The sequence below is a fragment of the Mucilaginibacter ginsenosidivorax genome (assembly GCF_007971525.1).
Classification (GTDB): Bacteria; Bacteroidota; Bacteroidia; order Sphingobacteriales; family Sphingobacteriaceae; genus Mucilaginibacter; species Mucilaginibacter ginsenosidivorax.
In genome coordinates, this window is sequence record NZ_CP042437.1 from 242,264 (window position 1) to 267,105 (window position 24,842).

Here is a 24,842-nt window from a genome sequence, read left to right on the forward strand (position 1 = left end):
CTAAATTTTCGTTGAAATATTCATTCTGCTGAATGCTGCTAAAGCCTCCTTCGCTGTGCCTATCTATCCAGCCCTTTGTTTTGCTGAAGGCGGATAATTTTGTCAAGCGACATCACACTGGCGTCGCGAATACTTTCATTCTTCTCCACCAGTTCCATCGCAGTTCGCATTTGTTTGAGGGTACCCCGATCCGTTAAAAGGGCAATCGTTTTCAGATCTTTAAAATCAAAGGGGGAGATATCGGCCGAATGGTTCTGCAGGTATTCATAGATCTCGTCCGGTTCCTTCAGTACCATAAGGGCATCCGAGCTGTGAAGGCGTGGTTCGGCTCCATCACCGTATTTAACATAGAAGTCATCACGGGCTGGATCAGCTTTGACGATCTCTCCTATTACACCCTCTGTGTCAGCATGTGCTTCCCACATTTCGGGATGCAGCATGACCACTGTTCCTTTTAAATTTTGTTCATCTATCATTTTTAAGACTTATTTTAGCCGGTACCGGTAATGCAGGTGGCTTGAATGCCATTACCATTTCCTGGATTTCCCGGCTGATGTGGTTAAAATTCTGGCGAAGCTTCTCATCCATCTGGCCACCGAAATCATAAAAGGTGGGTAAAGGTTTATAACCCTTTTCTTCCCGCCTGATCTCTTCCATATCGAGGTTAACCCGGCAATTGACCGCTGACGTTTCAAATTTTCCTGTAAACTTTTCCTGCGCGTCGGCAGCGACCATCCCGACTAACTCCCCCGAATTGAGCGAGGCGATTTTTCCCGCGGGGATCAATACTTCCAGTTTTTCATTCAGGGAAGTAGAAGTTTTATTACGGTCAATGGACAGCCCCTCACCAATTTGCTTGGATTTGCCAAAGAGCCGCTCCAGCCATTCGAGTGTTTCCTTGTTCCGGACGGAGCCTGACAGCACGGTACCAACGACTGAGGTAATTGTTGCGGCTGTGTCCTTGCCGTACTGTTGATTGAATTGCGGCAATTCCTGCAATCCCATCAGTACAGCTACCTTATTTGACCGGGCAGTTGCAATTAAATTTTCCACGCGGTGAACGAATAAGGTAGGTACCTCATCTACGATTAATGCAGAGGGCAGGTTCCCCTTGGTGTTAATAAGCTTGGTGAGCCTGTTGATGATGATCGAATAGCAGGCCGAATTGATATTTTGAGTATTCGGGTCATTGGCCAATACCAGCATGCCCGGGTTTGCCCTGTCAGATATTTTCAGATCAAAGTCATTGCCCGAAAAGACCCAAAACGTTTCTTTGGTCGCCAAACGGCTGATAAAGATCTTGAGCGTACCGATCTGCCCTTCCAACTGGTTAAATGCCTTGGCGTCGAATGCTGTCATGAATGGTGATAACAATGAGCGCAATTCAGGCTCAGCCGTTAAGGCATTGAATATTTCCTCGTAAGAGCGATTGAGCAGCGCCAAAACGTGCGGGAAGCTTGAGTATATTCCGCCTTTGTATTTACTCATAAAATAAATACAGGAGGTCAAAAAGTTAATTGCGGACTGCGTAAAGAACTGGTCACTGCCTCCAGACCGGTCACCCTTTTTTAGTGCTTCCACCAATGCCTCAGCGGTTTCGGCGGCGTCAGCCAGGGATTTAATATAATCGGCCCGCCAGGGATTGATACGCCGGCTTTTCGCCATGTCGTTCAGATTGATGACATGGAAAGCATAGTCTTTCAATTTCGCGTGTTGTTTTGCTAATAGGTAATGGTAATAAGCGATATGCCCGAGATCCGGGTCGAGTAAGTCAGCGGGATTGCTCCCGCCTTCTCCTCAAAGAACCGTACGTGAGAGTTTCCTACTCATACGGCTCAAGTAATAACCACCTAAATAATAGGCAGCCTCATAATGAAGCCCTCTTTTTAAGGTAAACACTTCTGCGGCAGCTATCATGGACAAGTTGGTGAACGACCTTATGGTTGACGATACTTTTGCAAGTACCCCAAGGTAGTTCCCTGTCAATTTTGTTGCCGCATACTGGACATTTGCGCTTTTGCTTCTCCCATAGATTGAGAAGCGACTTCTTTCCTTTAAGGGTTTGCAGCATCTTGTACGTTTCGCGCTTGTCGAAGTACGGTTGCCATGTAGGGTCAAATGGATTTGCTTCCGCCTGTATCTTCACATTTCTGGATATGCCAATGTCGGATAAGAGTTGTAGCGTAAGGTAATTCTTCGCTTCAGTTCCCTTTTTCGTCCATGTAAAGCACCAGTTTCTGTTTCCGATAGATTGGAAGTATTTGTCCTTTACCCATCTCTTGCCCTTATTGGAATGACGTCTTCTGCACCATCTCCAGAGTTTCTGAAAAATCAAATGGTCGCAATTCTGAAATATATCCGAGGAAACACCGTGCTTGAAGTTGTTGCCCCAACCAGCAATGACCGGGTTTAACAATCTTATTAAGGTATCCTGCTTGGCAGATTTATTGGAACTGATTATTTCCTTGGTCTTCAGCAAGAATTTCTTAACGCTGTCTTTTGACGGCTTGGTCAGTACAGAGCCATTGCGGTACCTGCGAATGTTGTAGCCAAGAAAGTCGAAACCTTCATCAATGTGCGTGACTTTAGTTTTCTCTTCCGAAAGGATAAGTCCTCTCTCGTTCAAAAACGCCATCACAGCGGGCTTAACTTCATTTTCCAGTACATCTTGTGTCTTTCCCGTAACGATGAAGTCGTCAGCGTATCTCACCAACCTAACGGCTGAATAATAGCGCTTTCCGTTCACTGTTTTGTCAGGGAATTTGGCACGGAGCATGCGTTCCATACCGTCCAGGGTCATATTAGAAAGAGTCGGAGAAATTATTCCCCCTTGCGGAGTACCATCTTCCGTTGGGAATAATTCACCGTTGAAGACAAAACCACATTTCAGCCACAGTTTAAGCATGGTTTTATCCATTGGAATGTTTTCCAATAGCCATGCGTGGCTGATGTTGTCAAAGCATCCTTTTATATCGCCTTCAAACACCCATGTTGGTGAGAACCGACCGCGTCCAAGAAGTTGATGGCTTTGGGATATAGCGTCAATAGTGCTTCTTTCTCTCCTAAAACCATAGGAGTGTTTGTCGGCAGTTGTTTCAGCTATAGGTTCCAGCCCCATCAGATATAAAGCCTGCATTGCTCTGTCTTTCAACGTTGGAATCCCTAATGGGCGTAGTTTCCCGTTGCTCTTTTTAATGTTGACCCGTTTCAACGGCTGTGGCTTATAGCCACGTTTCTTTAAATCATAAATCGCATTTAATTTTTCTGCTGGTGTCACCCAAATAACTTGGTCTACACCAGCCGTGTTCTTACCTCGGTTAGAGGTTACTCTCTTAACTGCCAAAGCTTTGGCGTGATAAGAGTGCGTAAGTACCCACTGCAAGGATTTAACCTTACCGTGTTTACCTTCTTTCTGAGCTTTTACAATACGTGCTTGTAGCTTTCTAACTCCATTCTTGCATTTGTCCCAATCAATGTTGTTCCAATTGCTGACCTCTTTGTCAGAAGGCGCACACGCTGTGTTTTTACTAACGTTCATTTGCTTTCCTCCTTTAAAAAGTTCTAAAAGTTTCTTGTAAAAGAATTACCATATGCAGAAGTCTGCCCACTTTCGTGTGGAGTGACGTTTAAACTCCTATCCACTTCATTACAAAGCGGCCTTCGCTTTCTCTGCAATCCTCTACCCGCACCGCTGTCGGCTCACCTTACGGCTTGCTTTCCTGCGCCAGCAGGAGCGATACGGGCTTACAACGTTCCGTGTAAGTAACATCGAAGGGTTAGGTCCTATCTCTACACCGGCAGTTCTGTTGTTCGTGTAACCCCAAAATTCAGGAGGTTATCCAACTGCTTCACCTTTTGGTTCAAGCCTATCAGCATAATTTGGCTTGTTCGACTTAACGATGTTTGAACGATAGTTCACTTTCGTTGACCATACCTTCAGCCTTGCTCCCCGACAGCATAATGCTTGCCATCGTTGCTTTCACCTCACGGCTTCTGCTTCCTCACTTGCGGTGAGAGGGTTACTTTGTCAGAGCAGCTTCACACAAAACGATTACTCATAATGCATGTGCCCTTAGGCTACTATTGACGAAACAATAGGTTCAATCTTCGTTGAACCATTACTTACACAGCTTCGTTTCACACGAACTTGAAATCGTACAGGCAAACCGCAAACTCCTTGGCAATCAATTGCCTGATAAACGGGTTTACAATTGAAAAGCTCTTCCCGGAGCCAGGGGTACCGATCACCATTGTACCCCGGAAAACGTTGCAGATATTGACCCAGCCCTTCCGTACCCTGCCCTTATAGTAAAAAAGCATGGGAATGTTCACCGAATACGGGGTTTCTACCCTTTTCACCGGCTGCATAAAGCTTTCGGCTTCGGTATTCCAGATATCCTTGCCTAAACCGGAGCTGATCATCTTGGAGATGTTGTCCATCGACACGCTCACCAGGAGCGCCCCGAAAAACGAACAAATCATGTACAACAAAGCGTACCAGGTGGTATAGGCGAACGCTATCGGGGAGTCACGGCCCTGAAAGGCCAGGCTGCCGAAGAACAAAAACAGCCCGAGTGTAAGGGGGTAGGCTATGTGTTTTTTTGGGTCGAGGTCTGTTTCCTTTTTTGCCAGCGTACCGATGCTGACCAGGCAGATCAGGCCAAATGTGGCCAGTTTACTATAGACCAGTTTCGAGTAAATAATCAAGTGACTGATCTTATCCAGCGGGCTAAAAAAAATGCCCCAAAAAGAGGCATCGTGATAAATAAAAATGGCGGCTTCCAGGCCTACGGATATGTAAATGGCACATTGCAAAAAACCGTGAAGTTTTTGCTGTTCACGCGTTTCCTCCATGCTGAAAACGGATTAAAAATTAAAAAGACACCGGGTTTTGCGGGTGGCTTATAGTCAAATGAATTGACTTAGCGGCTCATTCCCTGTGTGCCGTCCGGCCCTTTTTGAGGCGCGGGGTCCCGGGTATGGTGAGCACTGTTATATGTTTCTAATAAAAACGCTGTATGGCGCCCGTCAGGAACTTCTGCGAAAATGATATGCTCAGGGAGCACAGCCGGCGGGGCATAGGGATTCAATTCATGCGGAAATGGTACCTGGAGCACATTGGTATCGATATAAACACCGGTTTTCCCGTTATGCTTAAATACATCCGCAAACTTGATTTGGTTCCAATAGTTTTCTGTATCCCGAAAGGCGTTGCGCTTTTCGTCAATAAAGAAACCTTTTCCTGCAATTTGAACAACAGGTAAGTCAACAGGGTAATGCTTCCGCCAACCAGGGCGAAATTCATCCATCCAGGCATTTTTACCTAAGGGATCGAGTGCATCAATGGGGTAAAGCCAAAATAATTTCACCCTATCGGGCAGTATTCCAACCGGGAGCCCTTCAAAAGCATTTTTAGTAACGGGATCATACCAGAGCTCTACATGGTCATCCAGGCACATGAGGTCATACATCGTGATTTGGTTGTCGGGATTCGCAACTTCTACGAGCGCCATCAGATACCCGTTCACATAAAATGGAACCCCTTCCAGTTCAACCACCGGGAAGGGGCCGTTATAATCATCTGTCTTTATCATGTTGTTGAATTATCAGCGTTGTATGAACACCGGCGTCTCTACTTCAATAGATGTTTCTTCTTTAGGTAACAATTGCTCCGCCTGGGCCTGCTTTTCACTTTCCGCGATTTTTTGGCTGATCTCCAGTTCCAGCCTGTCCAGTTCGCGCTTCAATGAAGCAAGCTCATATTCCTGTTCAAATGGCCGCTGTGTGAGTTCCCGGATTTCCGGAATTTGTTTATTGATACCGGAAAGTTCTTTCTCATAGCTTTCCGCCATACCAACTACCCTATTGATCGCGTCTAAAAAATACCGGGCCGCAAGTTTGGGATTGTCGATATTCGGAGCCCCTCCATTCTGCATATATTTAATGCTGGTGGTACGGCTTTCTGCATAAAGGGAGGTAACATGGTCGATCCTGCTGCTAAATTCTGTCTCCACCGTTTGCAACTTCCGCCTGATGTACAGGTCAAAGCCATATAATTCACCCAAATGCAAATCAGGCTGGTTAAAATCCCCGGGATACCAGTTTTTGTATAGGTCTATCAGTTTCTGACCGATAATAACTGTATCAGGCTCAAACGTATCATCCAGTCGTAACAGATTAAGCTTGGCTCCATCAGCATCATATTTCAACACTTGTTTGTAAGCGATTTCATCAGTACGCACCATATCGAGTGTAACCTGGGTATCCCTGCTTTTCTTTTCGAGGTCTTCCAGCAAGTACCTGCTCCGGGCAACTTCTTTGAAGTGAGCAGCTTTATAGCCCTCGAGTTCAGCTACCTTCTTTTCGATACGGGTCTTTTCCAGTAAAGAGGTGTCTCCTGATAATATGGCGATGTATTCCGAGAAGCTCATGCCGCTTTGCTCATCCATTGCACCTTCGTCCAGGGTACGCACTGCCAGCTCGTTATTCTTCATCTGACTAATGAAGATCTGCTTGTTTTTGAGCAGGTTGAACTTATAGTTATCCAGTGATTGCTCTACGGCATATATAAAGTTCCGCACTTTATTGCCATAGAACTTTTTGGCGAGCCAGTTACCTTGTCTGGCTCCACGGCCATCACGTTGCTCCAGTTCCGAGGGTTTCCACGGTATATCCAGGTGGTGCATGGCAACGATCCGTTCCTGAACATTTAAACCGGTGCCCGCTTTCTCGGTACTGCCGATCAGGATCCGGATCTCCCCGGCATTCATTTTTTTAAACAGCTCTTTACGCTGTTTATCTGTTGCCCAGTTATGAATATAGGTGATCTGGTTTGCCGGAATGTTGAAATCAGTCACCAGCTTATCCCGTAAGGCATCATACACATTGAATTCACTGGTTTTAGGCGTACCAATGTCGCTGAAAATGATCTGCGTGCCCTTATGCGGGGTACTTTCGTGGTAGATCTCCGCTACTGTCCGGGCACAGACATTGACCTTATTACCAGGATGGTCGCCATATTTTTCGGGATTGACCAGCCGCATATCTACCGCCATTTTCTTGGCGTAGTTAGTAGCGATCAGCATCCGACCTTTATCCTCATCTTTGGTCAGCGGTCGCCTGCCGATCAGGGTGGCATCCCCTGTTTTGGCGAATTGCATGAGCCGTTTGATAAAATCCTGCTGATCCGGTGTCGGTTTAATATTGACCAGGACTTCATCGATTTCCGGCTTATCGAGATTGATATGTTTGGCCGTTTTGTAATCGGTGATCTGGTTATAAAAAAGCGCCAGTTCCGGTACTTTGATAAAATGACGGAATCGTTCTTTTGCCCGAATCTCATTGGTGACCGTAAATTCGAAATCAACCGTTTTTCGTGCATACACCGCCGCCCAGGCATCAAAGTTGGAGATACGTTGTCTTTCCAGTTCCCGTGGCCGGAGGTATTTAAAAATCAGGTACATTTCCGTCAGGCTATTGGAAATCGGTGTTCCTGAAAGAAATGTGGCACAAAGGTCTGAGTCATTCTTCTCCTGCAGGGTGCGAATCGCGAAGAGCATATTGAGCGCTTTCTGACTGCCGGCCATGTTTCCCAGACCTGCAACTTTGGTATGCCTGGTGGTGAACGTCAGGTTCTTGAACTTATGGGATTCATCAATGAACAAATGATCTACATTCAGCTCACTGAAATTAATGCCTTTGTCCTTTCTCTGTTCAATAGCATCCATGATACCTTTTAGCTTAGCTTCGAGATTTTCCTTACGGATCTCCAGCCCTTTCAGCATCTCGCGGGTGATCTCCTCACCTGCATCCCGGAAGCTCAATAAATCCTGTTCTGTGTTATCCAGTTCAATTTCAAGGATCTGCCGTTGAATTTCCGGTGACTGCGGAATTTTACCGAACTGGTCATGTGTCAGGATAATGCAGTCCCAGTTGTTGTTTTTGATCTCGTGAAAAATTCTTTTCCGTTTGGCCGGTTCAAAATCATTTTCGCCGGGTGCCAGAATTTTTGCTTTGGGATAGGCCAGCCGGAAGGTATCAGTGATCTGCTGAACATTAGCCTTTAAAGCCAAAATCATTGGCTTATGAACAATACCCAGCCGCTTCATTTCCATAGCAGCCAGGATCATGGTCAGAGATTTGCCTAAACCAACCTCATGGTCAATTAATCCGCCATTATTTTGGATGATCCGCCAGGCCGCGTTGCTTTGAGAGGAATAGGTACCCGGAATGCCCAGCGCTTTCAGATCAAGGCCTGGAAAAGTCAGGTGGCTGCCGTCAAATTCCCGCAGGGCATAACAATTGTAGGTGTCGTTATACAGCTTTTCCAAATGCTGTTTATCCTCATTCGGCAGCTCCAGCAGCCAAAGCAGGTATCGTGACCGGATATTATCGATTTTCCGGTGTGCATTCTGGATGGCTTCGGTATCAGGTACCCGGACGACTTTGTCATTATGCTCTACCGGGTAAGTAAAATACGGGTTGGTATTCAGCAGCGCATATTCCAGTAAAGTGCGGCCGGTGATCTTATTACTTTCCTTTGGTGTTACCGAAAACTCTTCATCGGTAATGGTATTGCCTTTTTTAGCATAGCTTACCTTATAGGTATCTATGGAGTTATAAAAGTCAACCCTGGTATCCAGCTTAAACAGGTCTGTGGCAAAACGCTGGTAATATTCAACCGGCACCCACCGTTCCCCAAGGTTAAAGTCCAGCAGTTCAAAGGGGATCTTTTCTGGCTGCACCCGCCGGATAGCGGCAAGGCTTCGTACAAATTGCAGGTTTTCGGGTTCAGTTTCCGCGAGTTTCTCGGCGGTCTTTAACTTTTCCACCACATTACCTGACAAATAGTTGTCGGTTGTTTCCCATTTAAGTGTTTGCGGGTTTAAGATGATTTGCTTATCCAGCTGAAGGATCACTTCCCCGTCGGTTAAGCCGGTAATCTGCGAAATAAACGATAGGTCAACCCGCCCGGTATCATTCAGGCACCGTGCCAGCGCTTCGGCAGGGTCATCCGTTTTTAGCAGCTCTTTTTGCTGAAAAAGCGGCCCGTAAAATATATCTGAACGGACAAATTTATCCTGGTCTTTAATTTCAAGGGAGGATATGATCTTAAAGCCTAAAGCAACATCGTTAAAAATGCGGTTACGGTTGACATTTTTATTGAGTTCCCCATATTTGCCTACAAAAGCCTCGTAATAAAAATTCAGGGATTTGCGCAGTTCAGGGAACTGGATGCTGTGCTCATTCTCAAGCCCGGAAAGCTCCAGGTAAATATCCCGCAGCACGAGGTAGTCCTCGTAAAATGCCAGCTCCGGTTGCGGATCAGGGGCTCAAATTTCGCCTCAAAATTGCGGGGCTCTCCGATCAGGCCAAGCTTGCCGTTAAAAATGACCAGCGTATCCTTGGTATAAAATGGCTTCAGATCGGTAAAAGCCTTGGGCTTATCTGGTAATAATTTAAAAGCGGGCTCTAATGAAGTGTCACCTTCATACCGGTAATCATAACCGTAATGTTTCAGTTTCGCTGAAAGCGCATCCAGTTCATGCCCGAGGTTTACACCGGAAAGCCACTTCCCGGGAAAGGAGATTTCCGAAAGGTTACTGTATAGTTTATAGTTATAGCGGTTATTGGTTTTGGCACGGGCAGTAAGTAATACGATGCTGTCATGCAATGGCTTTGCTGTTGTACGGACGGTACTGATCAGCCGCGCTGTGCCCGCGTCAATAAATTGCCGGTCAAGGTCGTCCAGATATGCCGGCGCTTTATTGTCACCATCAACTTTTGCAGGCGCGTCGAACAATCCTAACTGGCCGAAACTCAATTTGGGCTTATCTTCGTTTTTTCCCTGCTCGGGAACCGGCAAAAAAGTGAACTGGCTAAGCTGGCCCTGCTTTTTGTCAAAAGAGATCATTCCCATTTGGCCCGGTCAAAATGATTAAAGCCGGCGATCAGCTGTTTTTTGAGTAAGGGCAGAATATCCTGCATCTTCCCGTTCTGCCAGGCCAGCCGTGAGGCTTTGCCCCTTGCATTGGTGCCCTCAATGATCTCATCGGCATATACCAGTTCATTTTTATCGGCTAACCAGGCATTCAGGTAGTATTTACCAAAGGTATTTTCACGCTCCACGGTATCGATCAGCTGGCTTTCCGCTTTTGTAAGCGTTTCTTTGGTATCATTCTTTTGCACCAGGATCAGGTGCATGCCTACTTCCACATTGGCATTTTCCTTCATTAAATTGGCTGGTAGTACGGCAACGGTTAACAGGTCGGCAGATGTAAACAGGTATTTCCTCGCGGCGGCATTGGAAGGATTATTCAGGAAAGCATCGGTAACGATATAAGCTAGAATACCGCCGTCTTTGATCTTATCCAGCCCCTTGGCAAAGAAATAGGTATGTATTTTAGCAGAGATACCGCTTTTATTATAGGCGGGGTCGTGTACCGCGATCTTGCCAAACGGGATATTGCTGATGACGATATCTGACTGCGCCTTTTCAGCTGCTGTAGTTTCTTCCAGCTTTTTGATCTGTACATCTACCGGAACACCATAGGTAGAACAAATCGCCTTCAGCACCTTACCTGTCAGGATATCTTTCTCAACGGCTGTTATTCGCTCCATATCGTCGAAAGCTTTTATCGCTTCTCCGATAAAAACCCCGGCCCCGGCGCTCGGCTCATAGATACGTTTCGGTAAAATATTACATTCCGCCATCGCGGCATAAATGACCTCCGGGATATAATCCGGCGTATAATAGGCCGTTGAGGAACTGCTTTTTAAGGCATCAATGGCAGCCTTATATTCCTTGTCTGTTAATTTTTCCTGGAGCAGGTCATACAATTCCATGACCTCGGGATAAAGTTTCAGATCGTTTTTTGAGGCACCTAACCTGGCCCATTCGGACAATTCGCCGGGCGGAAATAATACAGCTTTGAGGCCTCCGAACCCTGCGTAACTTCTTAAAGTTTCCAGTTCTGTTTCAGAAAGCTGCTGGCCAGTGAAGTCCAGCGCGATCCGGATGGCCGCGATGTTATCTACCATCTTCCTGACCGGATTAAATGCCATACTAAACCTCCTGTAAATAATCTGCTATTGTTCCGATCACTTCATATTTCAAAAAGCGGTCGTCCTCGTCCAGCCCCCTGATCAGAGGCGCACATACTTCGAGGATATTGGTCAGTTCGTAATGGAGTATCCCCTGGTTGGAGAAGCGCAGATAGGTCGCCAGAAATTCTTCTTCCAATACAAGCTTTACATAATCGTAGGCTACAGAATCAGTCATAAGAAAGTAATAGGGTTAGTTGGGGAGCATGTCCGCATCAAGAATATCCTGGTAGGATATGCTCAGCGTCACGATACGGCCGGAAAGTTGCTTTTCGCTGAGTTCTGCACGGAGCACTTTATTTCCGGGGAAGGACATTTTCTTAAAGACGAATACATTCCGGTAGTTTTTGGAAAAGGCCGGCTGATTGAACAGCACAAACTCCGGCTTGATCTCCACGGATTGGTTATTGGCTGCCTTGGTTACCTTTTTGTCATCTACCTTAAACCGGAAATCAGCGATATCATATTTTAAATTGGTTTTATTATGATATGAAATATCCAGGAAAATATAATCGCCTACGGTGTAGACATGGTTCAATTGTCCCTTAATACCGAAGGCTTTTACCCTGTCCACGCGTTTGTCCGGGCTTTGGGCAACCAGGCTGAGCGCCAAGCTCCTTAACTGATTTTGTGAAAGCCCGATACCGGAAATATCCAGGGGCCGCATAGCTGCCGGTGTTATTTCTATTTCGGTCGGGACACCGGGATAACCGGGCAGTAAGTGGTACTGTGCAATGAATTTTTCACCGGCTATAGTGATGACCGAACCGGCAAAAGATTTAAGTGTATCCCGCAGCTTTAAACGCAACACGTTTTTGAGCGGCAGATCGCCTGTCAGGTCTTTGGTGGAAATATCCACGTATTGGATCGGTTCCGGCGAAATAAAATGAATGGTCAGGTTTTCGGGCAGGTAAATTACCGGCAGTTGATCCTGCGCATAAAGGATTGGGGCAAAAAGCAGCCATGCGATGAATAATAATAGCTTTTTCATATTGTTTTTCGTGAGGGTTATTACTTGTCACCCGTATTCAGGAGGCTTTAGCTTTTCTGCGCGTTTTGCAAGGCGTCCGGGTCGATGATATAGAGGTAAGAGTTGTATTTAAGCTTTGCTTTGTTCTTGCGGATCAGGTCGGCAATAGCCGACGACGTGGACTGGAACATTTTACTGAGCGAACTCATGACAAACTGGGTGTTTCCCGAGCCTCCATCTACCGTGACACCCTGCACCGAGTTACTACCCAGGTCTTTGGTAAAGTCACGGAATGCGGATGAGGGCACATAAAGGCCGGGTAACCCATCCATATCGTAAACGTCCAGTTTAACCGGGAGTATCTTACCATCATATAGAATTGATGTAATAGAAAGCGTAACCCGCTGCTCTGAAAATCCATTGATCAGGGCATATAGGAATGTACCTTTTTTGATCAGGTTGTTGCCCGCTTTGATATCTTCCAGTAGTTTGATCCGCAAACGTGAACCTGCATACCCAGTTATATTTTCATCAATTACGGCACTGATAAACGCAGGTTGTTTTTCCGGCATAACCGTATTAAAGTCACCGGACACCGCGTCAGCCTTTTCAACGGTCAGCTTGAGTTGGTTTTCCTTAAGCTTTGCAGCTTTATCGGCAGCCTCTTTCTTTTTCAACTCGTCTTTGTAGGCTGGGTCATTCTGCTTGTTTATACTGTCCATGATGGCCATTTGCTGCCTGAAAACATCCATGGGATCTTTTTCCTTTGGGGTGCTTTCCCTTTCATGAGCCTGGTTTGCCTGGTGGCGGCTTATTTCTTCTACGGCTTTGGCAACTTTCCGGTCGTGAGCCATATCTGTTTCAGTTGGCTGGCCGGAATTGGAATTATTAGCCGAACCGAACCTTAGCTTCATGGCTTGCTGAATGGAATCCAGTTTTTTTCTCTGACTGTCTGAATAGTCATTATTATAGGTTGGGTTACTGGAATTTTCTTTGGGGATCACGTTTACGGCGGTCAAACCATCAGCTTCCTTGTAGGTGTTCCTGTAGGCATCAAGCTTATCCGCCAGTTGTTTCTTACGCACATCAGCTGATACCGCGCCGACTGCTCCGTTCAGCCCGACGGTTTCTTTGGCCGCTGCCCTTGGTTTGGAAAAGCCGCTCTGCCAGGCATAAAAGAACAGGCACAGAAAGGGCAATAAGATGACCGGCAGCACATACTTGGGCTGTTTAAAATCGATTTTCATAACATTTTATTGGAGGGATTGGTGAATTTTGGATAGGCGGTCAAGGGCGCTGTCCAGTAAGGCGCTGTCGGCACCTGTTAATTGCTTTTTGGCAGAGATACTTTCCACCATTTTTTTGAGGCGCAGCGTTTCCCGGACATTACCGGTCGCCTGCATGATCTGGTCAAAGCCCTCCTCTACCGGGTTGACTTTTTTGAGGGCATTTATTTTTGCTTTATCCGGATGACGAAAAATAGTAAATGAGAGCACGAGCGATAGCGCCATCAGGAAGATCATGGCCCCAAACAGAAACTTTGGATAAGACGCTGCCAGGCGTTTCCCTACATTGCTAACCATGGTAAAATAAGGGCCAAATTCCTTGCATATTTCGCTGTACAGCGTATCCCTGGGATCCCTGTTAGAATGTATTTTTTTCCACATCTTGAAGGTCTTTATTTTCCAGGGTTTTCCAATTTGTAATGAGCACACCATGGGGATTATTGTCGCTTCGGGGAATATCCTTTAGGTTACCTTCGGTGATGAGCGAGCGCACAACCGTGGAGCTCCGCCGGTCAATTTTCAGTTTTCCGTAATAGCGAAAATAGCGCCGGGCCATGTCTACAGCAATGGAATCCGTTTGCAGTGTCAATACTGAACTGGAGGAAAGGATCGAGTTAAAAAAACCGTTCTCCTTCAAATTATTGTATTGCTGCATCCCGGATTCGTCCACGAGGTACATGGCTTTCTTCATCTGGTACTCCATGTAGTTATCATCAGGGGTAAGGGAAAAGAAGAGCGAATGAAACAAGTCCACATCGGCCCGGTATTCGGCAGGCCGGTTCATCTGTACATCCGTCTGCCGCGCCAGTATGGGGATATTGTTATCCAGTATATAAATACTTTTTTTCGCATTAGATACCAGTTTAAAGGCATACAAGCTATTCATGGCGACAATGATCAGGGAGGTCAGCAGGCTGCCGGCCGCGATGAAAGTCGCCAGCCTTACCTTGGCTTCGATATTTTTTATGATCATAAAAATGGTGTTAAATAAAAAAGGCCGGCCCGCATTAGCGGGTCAGCCCTGACATCAAAGGAGAACGAAAAGAAGGCATTAAAAGAAGCTGCCGGCAGCTTTCCTCGCCATGCTGGTTACTGTACCCGCACTGCGGGCAAAGGTAGAAGTGGCCGAGCTGATGCCGGAAGTAGAGATGATCCAGGTGGAGATGCTGGGCACGGTGAACATACAGATCGCGCCGATCAGGAATACGATAATTACGGTACCAAATGAAAGAATCCCGTTGCCGGCAAACCAGGCCATTTTTTGAAGGTTGGTGTTCGTTCCATCTGCGCCCACCAGTTCCGTGTATTTGCTGATCTCCGATTTCAGCGCATATTCCTGCATCAGCCCGCAGATGTACATGATCAGGTAAGCAATACCGCTATACAGGTTCACCGAAATAAAGCGGGCGATCCAGGTGCTGAAACTATCGCGAAAAGCCGGCAGGATACTGGCAGCTACAGCAAATGGGCCGAGCATGATCAGAATGGAGGAGTAAATGATCTGGATCATAAAGATGATGTACACCGCTAAACGCAAGATCCATATCCCTAATAGTTCCAATAACTGTGTAAATAAGAGCTGCATCCCCACAGTGAGCCTATTTTTTAATTCCAGTAATGGCGAAACTACACTGCTTATTCCCTCTTTAACGGTACTCGTCACGGAATCCCAGGCCTGTCCATACCACGTGTCGCTTTCCTTCTCCGCAACTTCCGTTTGTGCCTGGTAGGTATACAGGGAATTAGCTACCGCCAACATCAGGCTTGAGCGGCTAAGCCGCAGATTGTTGACAATGGTTTGCTCGCTGCTAAACATTTGTTCTGTCTGACCGGCAACAATATCTGTCGGAAAAGCGATGATCCTGGTGAACGGCCCCCACCATAAGATGACCATGGCTAAACCAAAAGGTCTTAATAAGGGCATGATCTCTAACTGCTTATCCCCTGCCATCATTTCATAGGATTTAATTGCGAAAAAGATGATCATAAAAATAGCAGAAAGCGCTTTCGCATCAGCGATGAATATGGCAAAATGAGCCCATACAGACTCTTTGAGCCCTTTTAAGAACACCATGACACCTTCCTCATAAACACCGTCACCCTGTAAAAACTGTAAAGTCTTGCCATTATCAGGCGTGCTTGCCGTTTGAGCGAATACCGCCGTCATGCAAAAGCACAGGAATAGTATTAAAATTATTTTCTTCTTCATTGCATATGTTGTAAAACCTGTTTGGCGATCTGGATATCTGTCTGTGGTGTCCATTCGCTGACCGTCACCTGGTTGGTTTTCAGCTTCTGCTGTTGTGCAGTCATATTTAAAGTGGCTTGGGCCGATGAGGTCCGGATGGCCCATACGCCTGCAAGCCTGCGGTATTCCATCAGGTAACGGTGATAGGCCAAGATGCGTGCACCTCTATCCATTGTGGTGGAATGTGCTGCCTGAATTCTTTCTTTGAGCATATCCAGCTCATTTTTATACCAGTCATATAAACCTTCGGAAACCAATTTAGCAGTTACCTGCGGCGAGAGCCCGGCTAATATGGATGCCATTGAATTATTCAGCACGGGTTTGAGCTCATTGCTATAGTACAATTGCCACAAAGGATCAGCATCTGAAATTAAACCGGACTGATTTGCTATTTCAGAAAGCGCCGTGTTACGCACGGTATCCGACTGCAATTTGTATTTGTTATCAGTACTATTCAGCGCACCAACGAGTGCAAGCCGCAGAGTTTGCGGACCGGTGGCACTCAATGGCCGGAGATCTTTTTTATGATAGTTGGGATGAAATAAGCCCCAGGTCATCCAGTAATAAGGGTTCAGGCTGAGAAAACCTGCTTTCGGCGTAAACTTGTTCTGGTCCCATTGCAGGTAAACCATCCGTTGTTCCTGGTAGCGAACGCTTTGGTCATTCACCTCCGACTGGCCGAAACAGCTGCTAATGAATGCGAGCAGCATAAATGTTATAGGAATTAAAATTTTTTTCATGATTTAAATTGTTTTTAAACGGCATTCAAGCGATCATCCGACTACGTCGGGATGCTGGTCATTGGTGTAAGTATTTAGCATTTTGAATGATCTGACTGACATAGGTTTTGTCCTGGCTAACCCAGCCTGCAAATGGGATTGCTGATGCGATAAGACCACGCTGCTTCGCCCAGTACATGGATTTCCAGGCACCATAAGCTAAGCCGTCCAATATTTGCAATTGGGTAATTACTTTACGCAGCAACTGGTCACGGGAATTATAATCAGCCAGTACATTATTTCCTTCTTTAAGAATATAACCGGAAACGTCACTAACCAACGTCAATGATCTTGTTCGCATTTCAGCGGCAATATTGCCGGCAAAGGCCAAAAGGTAAGGTTCGCCTTTCGCCATCGCCAGGGCCTGGTTGATATACCCGGTCATATCCGCAATGATAACGGCTATGTTTTTGACCGCAAGACCATCTTTTAAGGCAGAGTCGACATCGGAAAGCCCTTCGTAGATCATGGTCTGGGCAAGCACCACCGAGCCAACATTGGTATTTAGGTCATTGATATTATTATTGATCTTACTGAGGTACTGCTCATGAGTAACCTCCGCACCGCTCCTCACGGCTGCATTTTGCGAAACCGCGATCAGATGCCGGTAGTCGATGACATATTCCTGCGCCATTAAGGGAGGCGAAAGGTAAAGGGCGAAAGGTAAAAGGAACCCATAGATTCTTTTTTTCATTGTTTCAGGTATTTAGCGTTCTGAATAATATCCTGCCCGATAGATTTATCCGCGTCAATAAAATTCTGAAAAGGATTTGCTGCCCGTAATAATGAGGCCAGGCTGGAGTATTGCATCATATTAAGCATGTTGCCGGAAAGGTCCTGAATATTGCTTAGTTCAGAGATCACGTAATCAAAAAGCATCTTCCGGTCGGACGCTTTCATTTGATTGAGATCACCAAGCGATAAAGAAAGGCCTGTAACGTAAGCCACTAGGCTCCTGGCTTGTGAGGTAAACTGCAAAGCAGATTGGTACCCGATAGCAATTAAGGCCGGATTCTTTTGTACCAATTGTACGATTTGGGCCTGGTTGCTGATGATCCGGCTGACCATTGGGGTGGCGTAAATACCAATATCTGCGATATTTATAGCAGTGCCGACGGTATTATATCGTTGCTGCAAAGTCCGGTACATGGCTTTTGTTTTACCCAGCAAGGTCAGGTTCGCCTGCTCATTTGCTGTCGCCAGCGCTTGCTGGTTCTTTGCCTTGACTTGCAGCTTATTTTCCGATTCGGATTCGTCAACCAGTTGGTGAAGGGCGGGAATGTCCAGTATTTTTTGTTGCGCAAAGACTTTGGTGCCATAAGTTATCAAGATAACCATGGCCAATAGTATAACTTTCATAAGCGTTTTATTTTTTGCACTTGTGGAGGAACACATTCCAACCGGGGCGGCGTGTGGAACCAAAAACCTGGAGTTTTGATCTGTTTGGGAATATACTTTCTATTAAAGCATAAGCATCCGCCGGTTTGTATTTCCGGTTTTTAACCCTGCCTGTAAACGGTGACTTTAGGGGATCAGGAAAAGTCATTGCCGATGAAAATAAAGCGCCTTTATAATAGACCATAAGGTATTCAAGTACCTCCTTTGAAGTGCCCCTTTTCCACTTTGGCCTCTGCCATGCCAGGTACTGATGATATTGATAGCCCAGGTGCTTCATGTAATCCCTGCAATCATCCGCGAACTTTTCAGTAACCCAGATAAAAACGATGTGGTCCGGTGAGGTCAGATACTCGAGGCAATCCCCCAGGAACTGGAAGGCCACCATGGCTTTCACCATTTTGGGAGATATAGTACCAGTCAGGATCTTATGTGATCTTCTGTAAATGCGGTACTGTTTCCAGGGCGGGCAGATCATAATGACTTCGTGTTTCATTCCTTCAGGTATTTGGCATTCGTTAAAACATCGTTGGCAATCCTGACATCCTGGTTTTGCCATTCTGCCCATGGATTAAGCGAGCGAAAAACGCCGTTGATCTTCGCCCAATACATAGCCCGGCTCATACCGTAGGCGATACCCCGCAGGATGCGCATCTCATCAGCAATATGATTGAGCAGTTTTCCCCTTTCACCGGAATCCATGAGATTTTCTTTTCCGCCTTTTAATACAAAAGCGCTGACATCCGCCGCCAGTATAGTGGCCCTTGTTTCAAAGTCCCTGGCTCCCTGTTCTGCGAATAGCAACAATACGGGATCGGACTTGGCGAGCTTTACCGATGATTCCACATCACTGATAATATCTGAGCCACATGCTGCTATTTCTTTTATGGTTGACAGGTTATTGATCACTGATGCCACCTGGCTCAAACCCTGGTAGATCTTGTTTTGCAGGCTGTTGACAATAACCAGTTGCCCGCTGACCGCCAGTTGTCCCTTTTGGATAAGATTTAACTTGTCATTGGTTGTGTTCAATTGGCTGTTAATAACACCTGCATTTACGGCGATTGCCGCTGAAACGGCAGGATCTACGGTCAATGTCTGTGCGTACAAACAGTAATGAGATGCTAAAAAAACTATCGCTAATAATGACCATTTGAAAAAGTAATTCTTCATGATTGTTGATTTTGATTAACCTGTGAAATGAAAGCAGGTAAGGATTTACCGCTGTCTTTAAAATCATTGACGAAGGCATCAAGGCCATCCGGGTAAGAACCGAAGCGATTGGTGTAGCTTTCTACCGCCGACTTTTCCGGTTTTTCTGTGGTGTAAGTCAAATATTGGTGAAGCGATACTTCTACTCCATATACTTCCCCGACTGCGCCGCGACGGATATAGACCTCTTTAAACCGGCCACGATTCTCAGTATTGTCAAGCTGATTGATGGTAAAAATCTTGCGCCTTTCGGTTTCATTAATCGAAAGCAGGGAGGCGATTTGATCATAATTATCTTTAAACTTGGTCTGGTCAAGCAGAAAAATGGTATCTGAATTATTGATAATGCTGTCTTTAACTACAGCATTCCCAATGATGTCGCCCAATTCCTGCGTTACAACTATTGCCTCCCCCCAAAACTTGCGAACAGTCTTGTAGAGGTACAAAATATAACCAGCCATAAGCGGGCTTGCGATGGCTTTCCATGCCTCTTCAATTATTAAGGTCTTGCGCCTGTCGGAACGGTAACGCATCTTTTGGATGAACACATCCATGATGATGAGCGTTACAAGGGGAAAGAGGATCTTGTGCTCCTTAATACTGTCAATTTCGAAGACAATAAAGCGTTCGGTGAACAGGGATCTATCCGTTTCATTGTTTAGAATAGCTGCAAACTCCCCTCCTTTGTAGAACTTTTTTAATACATATCGGAACTCATCAAAGTCGAAAGGAATTTTTTCTTTCCCTTTTATTTCAGGTATCTTTTCCAACGCGAACTCATAAAAAGTATTGAAGTTTAATTTCCCGCCGGTGGCAAAGAATTTACCATAATAAGCGGAGATCACATTGGCAATAACGTCACGTTCTACCGGGCTGAATGTTCCTTCCGCACCTTTCCAGGCAACAGCAATCAGGGTACACAGAAAGTCCTTTTTTTCAATATTGTACTCCGCTTCAGTGATCTGAAAGGGATTCATCGTAATGGGCTTTTTATCTGTGTAGGTGATGTATTTGCCCTGATAATAATTACATAGCCCTGAATAGGAATGGCCTGTGTCCACAATCACCATATCCATATTGTAAAGCATGTAATTTTCTATCAGTGAGCAAGTCAGAAAGCTCTTACCAGAACCCGAGGGGCCTAATATGAAGCGGTTTCTTGAATTTATCCGTCCTGTCCGCATGGGGAGGTCAGAGGGGTCGATCGCGACGGGAATACCCTGCCGGTCAGTAAACCTGATCAGGAAATCGGAAGGTTCATCTTTGGGCAGTGATTCCTTAAAGAAGAAGCAAACAGCCGCATCACAGGTGGTAAGAAACCAATCGTACTCTTTTAGCTCTACGCCGTTTCCCGGCAGTACAGTGCGAAAAAGCTCCAGTTGGTTGTAAGCGTTTTTGCTGGGGATAATCCCTAGCTGGAAGAGAGAGCTCTCCACAAAATTGACCGCCTTTTGGATGGCGTAGGCTTGTGCTGCCACCAGGATATTAAAATGGCAATTGACCAGCAGTTGGTTTTCGCGGGCGACATCGTTTAGCAGGAGGTCGATATCTTCTACACATAATTGATTGGCAGGATCAGGAATACCCGCATGTCTTTTCCTTTTTTGCTCCAGCTTCCGGAGGGTTACTACCTGGTTAGGTATTTCGATGACCTGGTTGTAAACAATCACATCGACACCGGGAACTTTAAACAGGAACGACAGGAAGTCCACCGGAAACCCGCGCATGCTTTCCTTGTCATTCAGTTCGATGTGCGTGGAAACCTCGGGCGGCAGATCGATGTTGTCGATATTGACCAGGCTGATACTGCGCACCGACCTTTCGCCCATCATGATCTCGGTTTCCGAGGGAGCAAGATTATCCAGCGTGATGTTAACCCCACCAAAGTCCATGCTGAGCAGTTGTAAAACCAGCTGGTTCAGCCGGCCTTCATTGAGGGCATTTGCAGATGGCAGCACGTCCAGCACTTTGCCTATAGCCTGCCTGAAGTCCCGCAGGACACGGGCATCATAAACGTAAAACGCACCTTTTTTGACCTGGCGCGTTATGGTTAAATAGGTGGCGACCTTCAGGCACTCCCGCCCGTCGAAATGGGCGTTGTACTGTTTTTGCAGGTATTCGGTAGCGTGCGGTCCTTTATAAGCTGAACGGCTGATGATATCCTGCTTTTGCAGGAGATAACCATCGCCTAATATTTTAACGACATTGATGAGCAGATGGTGAAACTCTTCATATCCCGCGGGATAAGCGGAATAGCGGATGACCGGGTTTGCCAATTGGATAACCACTGAACATTCGCCATTTAAGCCTATGAGCAAATCGTATTCACCATCTTTATCCACTCCCGCATAGGGAATGTTAAACAAGGTTTTTACGCCCATAACGATTAAGGATGTAAATGTTTGAAGCGCGGCTTTTGGAATGAAGACCGCCTTTTTGCTTGCCGGCAGTAAATAATAAACCGCCAACGATAAAGCCAATGAGAATCATGGCGCCAAGCCACATATTGACCAGGGACATGGTTAAAGCCCCAAATACAAGTCCTGCCAAAAGTGAGGCAATGCCCCAGTAAATGAACTTGCCTTTGAAACCTTTGAATATAAGGGGCCGTTGCAGCCCCTTATAAACAGGATACTTCCTGGCCATTATAAGCCGAAAAAAGCTTTGATCACCAATGCGGAAACCACGAGAAAGACACACGAGCCGCCCCATCCCATAAGCTCTTTGTTGATATCTTGGTCCCCTGAATTCCACTTCGAGTAGACACGAATGGCACCAACAATACCGACAATACCACCGATCACCAGGGTGATGTTTGTTACCGGGGCTACATAGGTTTTTAAGGTAGAGGTTGCTGTGTTCAGGCCGTTAACGCCGCTTTGCGCAAACACAGGAATAGACAGGGCCAGCAATACTGCTAAGGCCCATAACTTTTTTGTTTTTGTAAACATTAAAAGGGAGAAAAAATAAAGGCGGAGATCTTTTAAGGCCACCTGGGAGATGGTCATGTATGGTAAAAGAGCGTTCAGATCACGAACAGCGCTCCTAAAAATTCACCCAATGGGAATGGCAGTATTCAACTGCACAGTTAAACCTACAGCAGGTTTATTGAAGTTAATGTAGACGGAAATCTTTTATTGCTTCCTGGGAAAAAGCATCATTAAAACAACAGGCATTCAGATTCCGAACAATGCCCGTAAGAAAGGACCCGAAAGGATCATAAAAAAAGCAGCGAAAAACCAGGCGGCAACGGCTGAATCTATCCGATCCTTACCCATTTGCCAGTTCTGGTATATTTTAAATGCACCAATGAGGCCAAATAAAAGGGCGAGCGTTAGCGCAAAATCAAAGGCTGAAAAAAACGATAAAGAAAGGTCTTGTTTAGCTTGTGCCAAAGAACCATCCATTATACCAGGCTGCGCTACGGCTATCATCGTGAGCAGGCTGCACCAGGCGGTCAGGAAAAATTTCATATGCTAAAAACTAACGGCTTTGGTGTACTCGACCGATTCTTCACGGGCGAGGTTGAACATCTGTTTGAGGCTGACACCACCTGAAAAAACTACTGATGATTCCTTTCCGTTCGGGATAGATTCATCTGCGTATGACTTAACGGGTTCAATATCTTCCACAAAAGTGAGTTCATGTTTATCATTTCCGTTATCTCCGCCTTTGGTGCGCAGGTAATCCCAAATGATCAGGGCTGCATAATAGCTGGTATAGATACCAAGCAGCCATAGGGTAAATTTTATCCAGGTCATAAGTCTGTGTTTTGAATATAATGTTTAATAATGGTTTTCAATTCGGGATAGGTGTCAAAGAAATGTTTTACAGCAAAGGCAACGAATCTGGTCACGTCTACCCCGGTCGCCATTTTAAATTTATTCATGATATCGGCGGTTTGCTTATCGAAGCGAACATGCACCATTTTTTTATTATCACTGTTATCATAGGCGATCAAGGCTTTGAGTATGGTGGATTCGATGATTTTATCTGCCTTTTTCGTGGCCTTTTTTTGGACTTCATCTCCTATATTATGATAGCTGCCACCCGGCTTGATCATTTTTTCACGTAGCTGGTCGGCTAATGATTTCATTTTTTCCATAATCGGTCGGCGAATATTTCTTCGAATACAGGTGTGATTACGCCGTAAAGGGATAAGGGCGTTTGAAAGGTGGTTATCCTTTGGAAGTCAATACGATCGGGGATCGCTGCTGTGATCTTGCCAAATTTGGACAGTTGTTCGTTCACCTCACTCATGATCTCGAACTTGACATTCGCCTTGATCCGGTTAGGGATAAAAACTACCTGTACTTTCGGGTTGACCTTTTTAAGCACAACGGCAAATAAAACTGTCGATTCAAATGTAAATTCATCATAGGAAAATGGACAGATCACCATGTCGGCACATTTAAAAACAGGTATTAACCCATCGTCATCCAGTTTACCCGGCAAATCAATCAGTATCGCATCCTTTTTACTTTTAGTGAGCATATTGCTCAGTACCGGAAAAGTTTCCAGCGTTGCCGCCATTACATCATATGGCTCGTCATTCTCCAGCACTTTCGCTTTTTCAAATTTCTGAGAGATAGATTGCTGATAATCCATATCAATAATGGTTACGGGCCAGTTTTTAGCCAAGCTCAGGTAGTTCCCTGATAGGACGGTGAGCGTACTTTTTCCTACGCCACCCTTCTGGTTGCCAAATAAACAGATCATAAGTTTTCATGGGTTTATCCCTTAGCGGGTATTAGTTCTCGCTTTCTTTTCCCTGCGCCGTTTCATGCCCAGTACCTGCTGGTCATCCACATCGTCGGAGATCATGACAGGCCTGATATACGCCCCCTCCGGTACATATTCAGAATGATAAGTAATGGCATTTTCGCCCAGATAATCATGGAGATCGATACCAGGTTGTTGATTTACTGGTTCAAAATTGATACGATCATCCAGTAGATATTTCAGGCTTAGTATTTCACTACCCTTAAAGACCTGTTTGGTAGCATTGTCAATAACCGTATACCCATACGGCTTTTTTCCTTCTGCAGAATGAATTACCAGGTCGATTTGATATTGTGTTTTAAGCCGCTGCACAAATTCCGGTGAAGTTTTTTGAGCGATGAATAATTCTTTGAGTTTGGCCATCCTTGCCTTATCGGGTACATGGGAATTTATTTTTTGCCGCAGTTTTTTTTCGTTGATATAGTCACGGCCAAGGAAACCCTGATTCTCCAGAATCATATAAAACTGTGCCCGGGTACTGAAACGGTATTGCATAGCGAATGTATAGCCCAGCACCTTGTCTATGCTCCTGACCGCCCTTACCTGTTCATAATCACGGTCGATCTGCTTACCATCCTTACCTACCCTCGAACTGACTATGTGGACATGGTGATTATCGGTGTCCTTATGAAAAACGATCAGGTAAGGCTGATCGCCATATTTCATTTCTTTCAGCCACATCAAAGCTACTTTTGTTAATTCCTGTTTGCTATAGTTTCGTCCGCGAGCTGAAATGACCGCGTGAAACTGTGTGTTTTTTTTGATCCCCTTATTTTGAGCGGACAGCATGAGGAGATAATTAACCAGGTCCTGCGGCCGCGGGTTACTCAATGCCTGTATGGCACCAAAGTTGGCAATAAGCATCAGCTCTCCCTTGTTCCGGTCGATCTTGTTAGTATTGTATTTTACGCCGGCAAAAGTCCTGGAAGATTTTTCAAGGATGCGGGCAATCATAGATTGACAGATTGGAGGAAAGAAGTAACGCCATAACCGTATATCAATTTACCCTATCAGTATAACTTTGTAAAGGTGTATTCAAACATCGTGATAACCGCGGATCTCTGTAA

The 24,842-nt window shown here is 45.6% G+C and carries 27 protein-coding genes; all 27 read right to left on the reverse strand.

The features are described from left to right. Positions 1-59 precede the first annotated feature (59 nt). The 27 genes from FSB76_RS01015 to FSB76_RS01140 all read right to left on the reverse strand — a co-directional run bounded on the left by FSB76_RS01015 (position 60) and on the right by FSB76_RS01140 (position 24,729). Positions 60-476, reverse strand: coding sequence for a hypothetical protein (locus FSB76_RS01015; protein ID WP_147051756.1), 417 nt, complete (start codon positions 474-476; stop codon positions 60-62). Next, positions 466-1,704, reverse strand: a complete 1,239-nt coding sequence (locus FSB76_RS01020) for a type IV secretory system conjugative DNA transfer family protein (RefSeq protein ID WP_225976378.1) — start codon at positions 1,702-1,704, stop codon at positions 466-468. The genes FSB76_RS01015 and FSB76_RS01020 overlap by 11 nt, the downstream gene beginning before the upstream one ends. Positions 1,705-1,867: 163 nt before the next feature. Next, entirely contained in the window at positions 1,868-3,538 is a 1,671-nt protein-coding gene (gene ltrA / locus FSB76_RS01025) for a group II intron reverse transcriptase/maturase (protein WP_147051758.1), read from the reverse strand. Between the two features lie 599 nt (positions 3,539-4,137). Then, positions 4,138-4,854 carry a YWFCY domain-containing protein gene (locus FSB76_RS01035; protein ID WP_192910115.1) on the reverse strand — a complete coding sequence of 239 codons (717 nt, stop codon included), beginning with the start codon at positions 4,852-4,854 and terminating at the stop codon, positions 4,138-4,140. 68 nt (positions 4,855-4,922) lie between these two features. Continuing rightward, positions 4,923-5,594, reverse strand: coding sequence for a hypothetical protein (locus tag FSB76_RS01040; RefSeq protein WP_147051759.1), 672 nt, complete (start codon positions 5,592-5,594; stop codon positions 4,923-4,925). 12 nt (positions 5,595-5,606) lie between these two features. Beyond that, complete coding sequence (locus FSB76_RS01045) at positions 5,607-9,287, reverse strand: helicase-related protein (RefSeq protein WP_225976379.1); 3,681 nt, start codon at positions 9,285-9,287, stop codon at positions 5,607-5,609. Further along, the gene (locus FSB76_RS32420; protein ID WP_225976380.1) at positions 9,206-9,913 is read right to left on the reverse strand and encodes a hypothetical protein; all 708 of its coding nucleotides are present in this window, start codon (positions 9,911-9,913) and stop codon (positions 9,206-9,208) included. The genes FSB76_RS01045 and FSB76_RS32420 overlap by 82 nt, the downstream gene beginning before the upstream one ends. Continuing rightward, positions 9,910-11,064, reverse strand: a complete 1,155-nt coding sequence (locus FSB76_RS32425; RefSeq protein WP_225976381.1) for an N-6 DNA methylase — start codon at positions 11,062-11,064, stop codon at positions 9,910-9,912. The genes FSB76_RS32420 and FSB76_RS32425 overlap by 4 nt, the downstream gene beginning before the upstream one ends. Position 11,065: 1 nt before the next feature. Next, entirely contained in the window at positions 11,066-11,281 is a 216-nt protein-coding gene (locus FSB76_RS01050) for a hypothetical protein (protein WP_147051760.1), read from the reverse strand. A gap of 15 nt (positions 11,282-11,296) precedes the next feature. After that, positions 11,297-12,094: a DUF4138 domain-containing protein gene (locus tag FSB76_RS01055; protein WP_147051761.1), complete on the reverse strand. Its 798-nt coding sequence runs from the start codon at positions 12,092-12,094 to the stop codon at positions 11,297-11,299. Between the two features lie 47 nt (positions 12,095-12,141). Then, positions 12,142-13,320, reverse strand: coding sequence for a conjugative transposon protein TraM (gene traM / locus FSB76_RS01060; RefSeq protein WP_147051762.1), 1,179 nt, complete (start codon positions 13,318-13,320; stop codon positions 12,142-12,144). Between the two features lie 6 nt (positions 13,321-13,326). Continuing rightward, the gene (locus tag FSB76_RS01065; RefSeq protein WP_147051763.1) at positions 13,327-13,740 is read right to left on the reverse strand and encodes a hypothetical protein; all 414 of its coding nucleotides are present in this window, start codon (positions 13,738-13,740) and stop codon (positions 13,327-13,329) included. Continuing rightward, entirely contained in the window at positions 13,718-14,332 is a 615-nt protein-coding gene (traK, locus tag FSB76_RS01070; RefSeq protein WP_147051764.1) for a conjugative transposon protein TraK, read from the reverse strand. The genes FSB76_RS01065 and traK overlap by 23 nt, the downstream gene beginning before the upstream one ends. Positions 14,333-14,410: 78 nt before the next feature. Beyond that, positions 14,411-15,568 (reverse strand): plasmid transfer protein, encoded by a 1,158-nt coding sequence (locus FSB76_RS01075; protein ID WP_147051765.1) that lies wholly within the window; start codon positions 15,566-15,568, stop codon positions 14,411-14,413. Next, complete coding sequence (locus FSB76_RS01080; RefSeq protein ID WP_147051766.1) at positions 15,565-16,347, reverse strand: hypothetical protein; 783 nt, start codon at positions 16,345-16,347, stop codon at positions 15,565-15,567. Before FSB76_RS01080 ends, FSB76_RS01075 begins: the two co-directional genes overlap by 4 nt. A gap of 58 nt (positions 16,348-16,405) precedes the next feature. Continuing rightward, a complete protein-coding gene (locus FSB76_RS01085) occupies positions 16,406-17,080 on the reverse strand; it encodes a hypothetical protein (RefSeq protein WP_147051767.1) in 675 nt (224 codons plus the stop codon). Further along, positions 17,077-17,745, reverse strand: a complete 669-nt coding sequence (locus tag FSB76_RS01090; protein ID WP_147051768.1) for a hypothetical protein — start codon at positions 17,743-17,745, stop codon at positions 17,077-17,079. The genes FSB76_RS01085 and FSB76_RS01090 overlap by 4 nt, the downstream gene beginning before the upstream one ends. Positions 17,746-17,752: 7 nt before the next feature. Next, positions 17,753-18,277: an MT-A70 family methyltransferase gene (locus FSB76_RS01095; protein ID WP_158642797.1), complete on the reverse strand. Its 525-nt coding sequence runs from the start codon at positions 18,275-18,277 to the stop codon at positions 17,753-17,755. Next, a complete protein-coding gene (locus FSB76_RS01100; RefSeq protein WP_225976382.1) occupies positions 18,274-18,954 on the reverse strand; it encodes a hypothetical protein in 681 nt (226 codons plus the stop codon). The genes FSB76_RS01095 and FSB76_RS01100 overlap by 4 nt, the downstream gene beginning before the upstream one ends. Continuing rightward, complete coding sequence (locus FSB76_RS01105) at positions 18,951-21,374, reverse strand: TraG family conjugative transposon ATPase (protein ID WP_147051770.1); 2,424 nt, start codon at positions 21,372-21,374, stop codon at positions 18,951-18,953. Before FSB76_RS01105 ends, FSB76_RS01100 begins: the two co-directional genes overlap by 4 nt. Next, positions 21,352-21,639, reverse strand: a complete 288-nt coding sequence (locus tag FSB76_RS01110; RefSeq protein ID WP_147051771.1) for a plasmid transfer protein — start codon at positions 21,637-21,639, stop codon at positions 21,352-21,354. Before FSB76_RS01110 ends, FSB76_RS01105 begins: the two co-directional genes overlap by 23 nt. Next, positions 21,639-22,001, reverse strand: coding sequence for a DUF4134 domain-containing protein (locus tag FSB76_RS01115; protein ID WP_449406757.1), 363 nt, complete (start codon positions 21,999-22,001; stop codon positions 21,639-21,641). Before FSB76_RS01115 ends, FSB76_RS01110 begins: the two co-directional genes overlap by 1 nt. A gap of 168 nt (positions 22,002-22,169) precedes the next feature. Continuing rightward, a complete protein-coding gene (locus FSB76_RS01120; RefSeq protein ID WP_147051772.1) occupies positions 22,170-22,466 on the reverse strand; it encodes a DUF4134 family protein in 297 nt (98 codons plus the stop codon). A 3-nt stretch (positions 22,467-22,469) separates the two neighbouring features. After that, a complete protein-coding gene (locus tag FSB76_RS01125) occupies positions 22,470-22,754 on the reverse strand; it encodes a hypothetical protein (protein WP_147051773.1) in 285 nt (94 codons plus the stop codon). Further along, positions 22,751-23,098: a hypothetical protein gene (locus FSB76_RS01130; RefSeq protein WP_147051774.1), complete on the reverse strand. Its 348-nt coding sequence runs from the start codon at positions 23,096-23,098 to the stop codon at positions 22,751-22,753. Before FSB76_RS01130 ends, FSB76_RS01125 begins: the two co-directional genes overlap by 4 nt. After that, on the reverse strand, positions 23,086-23,712 hold the full coding sequence (locus FSB76_RS01135; protein WP_147051775.1) for a ParA family protein: 627 nt from the start codon (positions 23,710-23,712) through the stop codon (positions 23,086-23,088). Before FSB76_RS01135 ends, FSB76_RS01130 begins: the two co-directional genes overlap by 13 nt. Positions 23,713-23,733: 21 nt before the next feature. Then, entirely contained in the window at positions 23,734-24,729 is a 996-nt protein-coding gene (locus FSB76_RS01140; RefSeq protein WP_147051776.1) for a relaxase/mobilization nuclease domain-containing protein, read from the reverse strand. Positions 24,730-24,842: the final 113 nt, after the last annotated feature.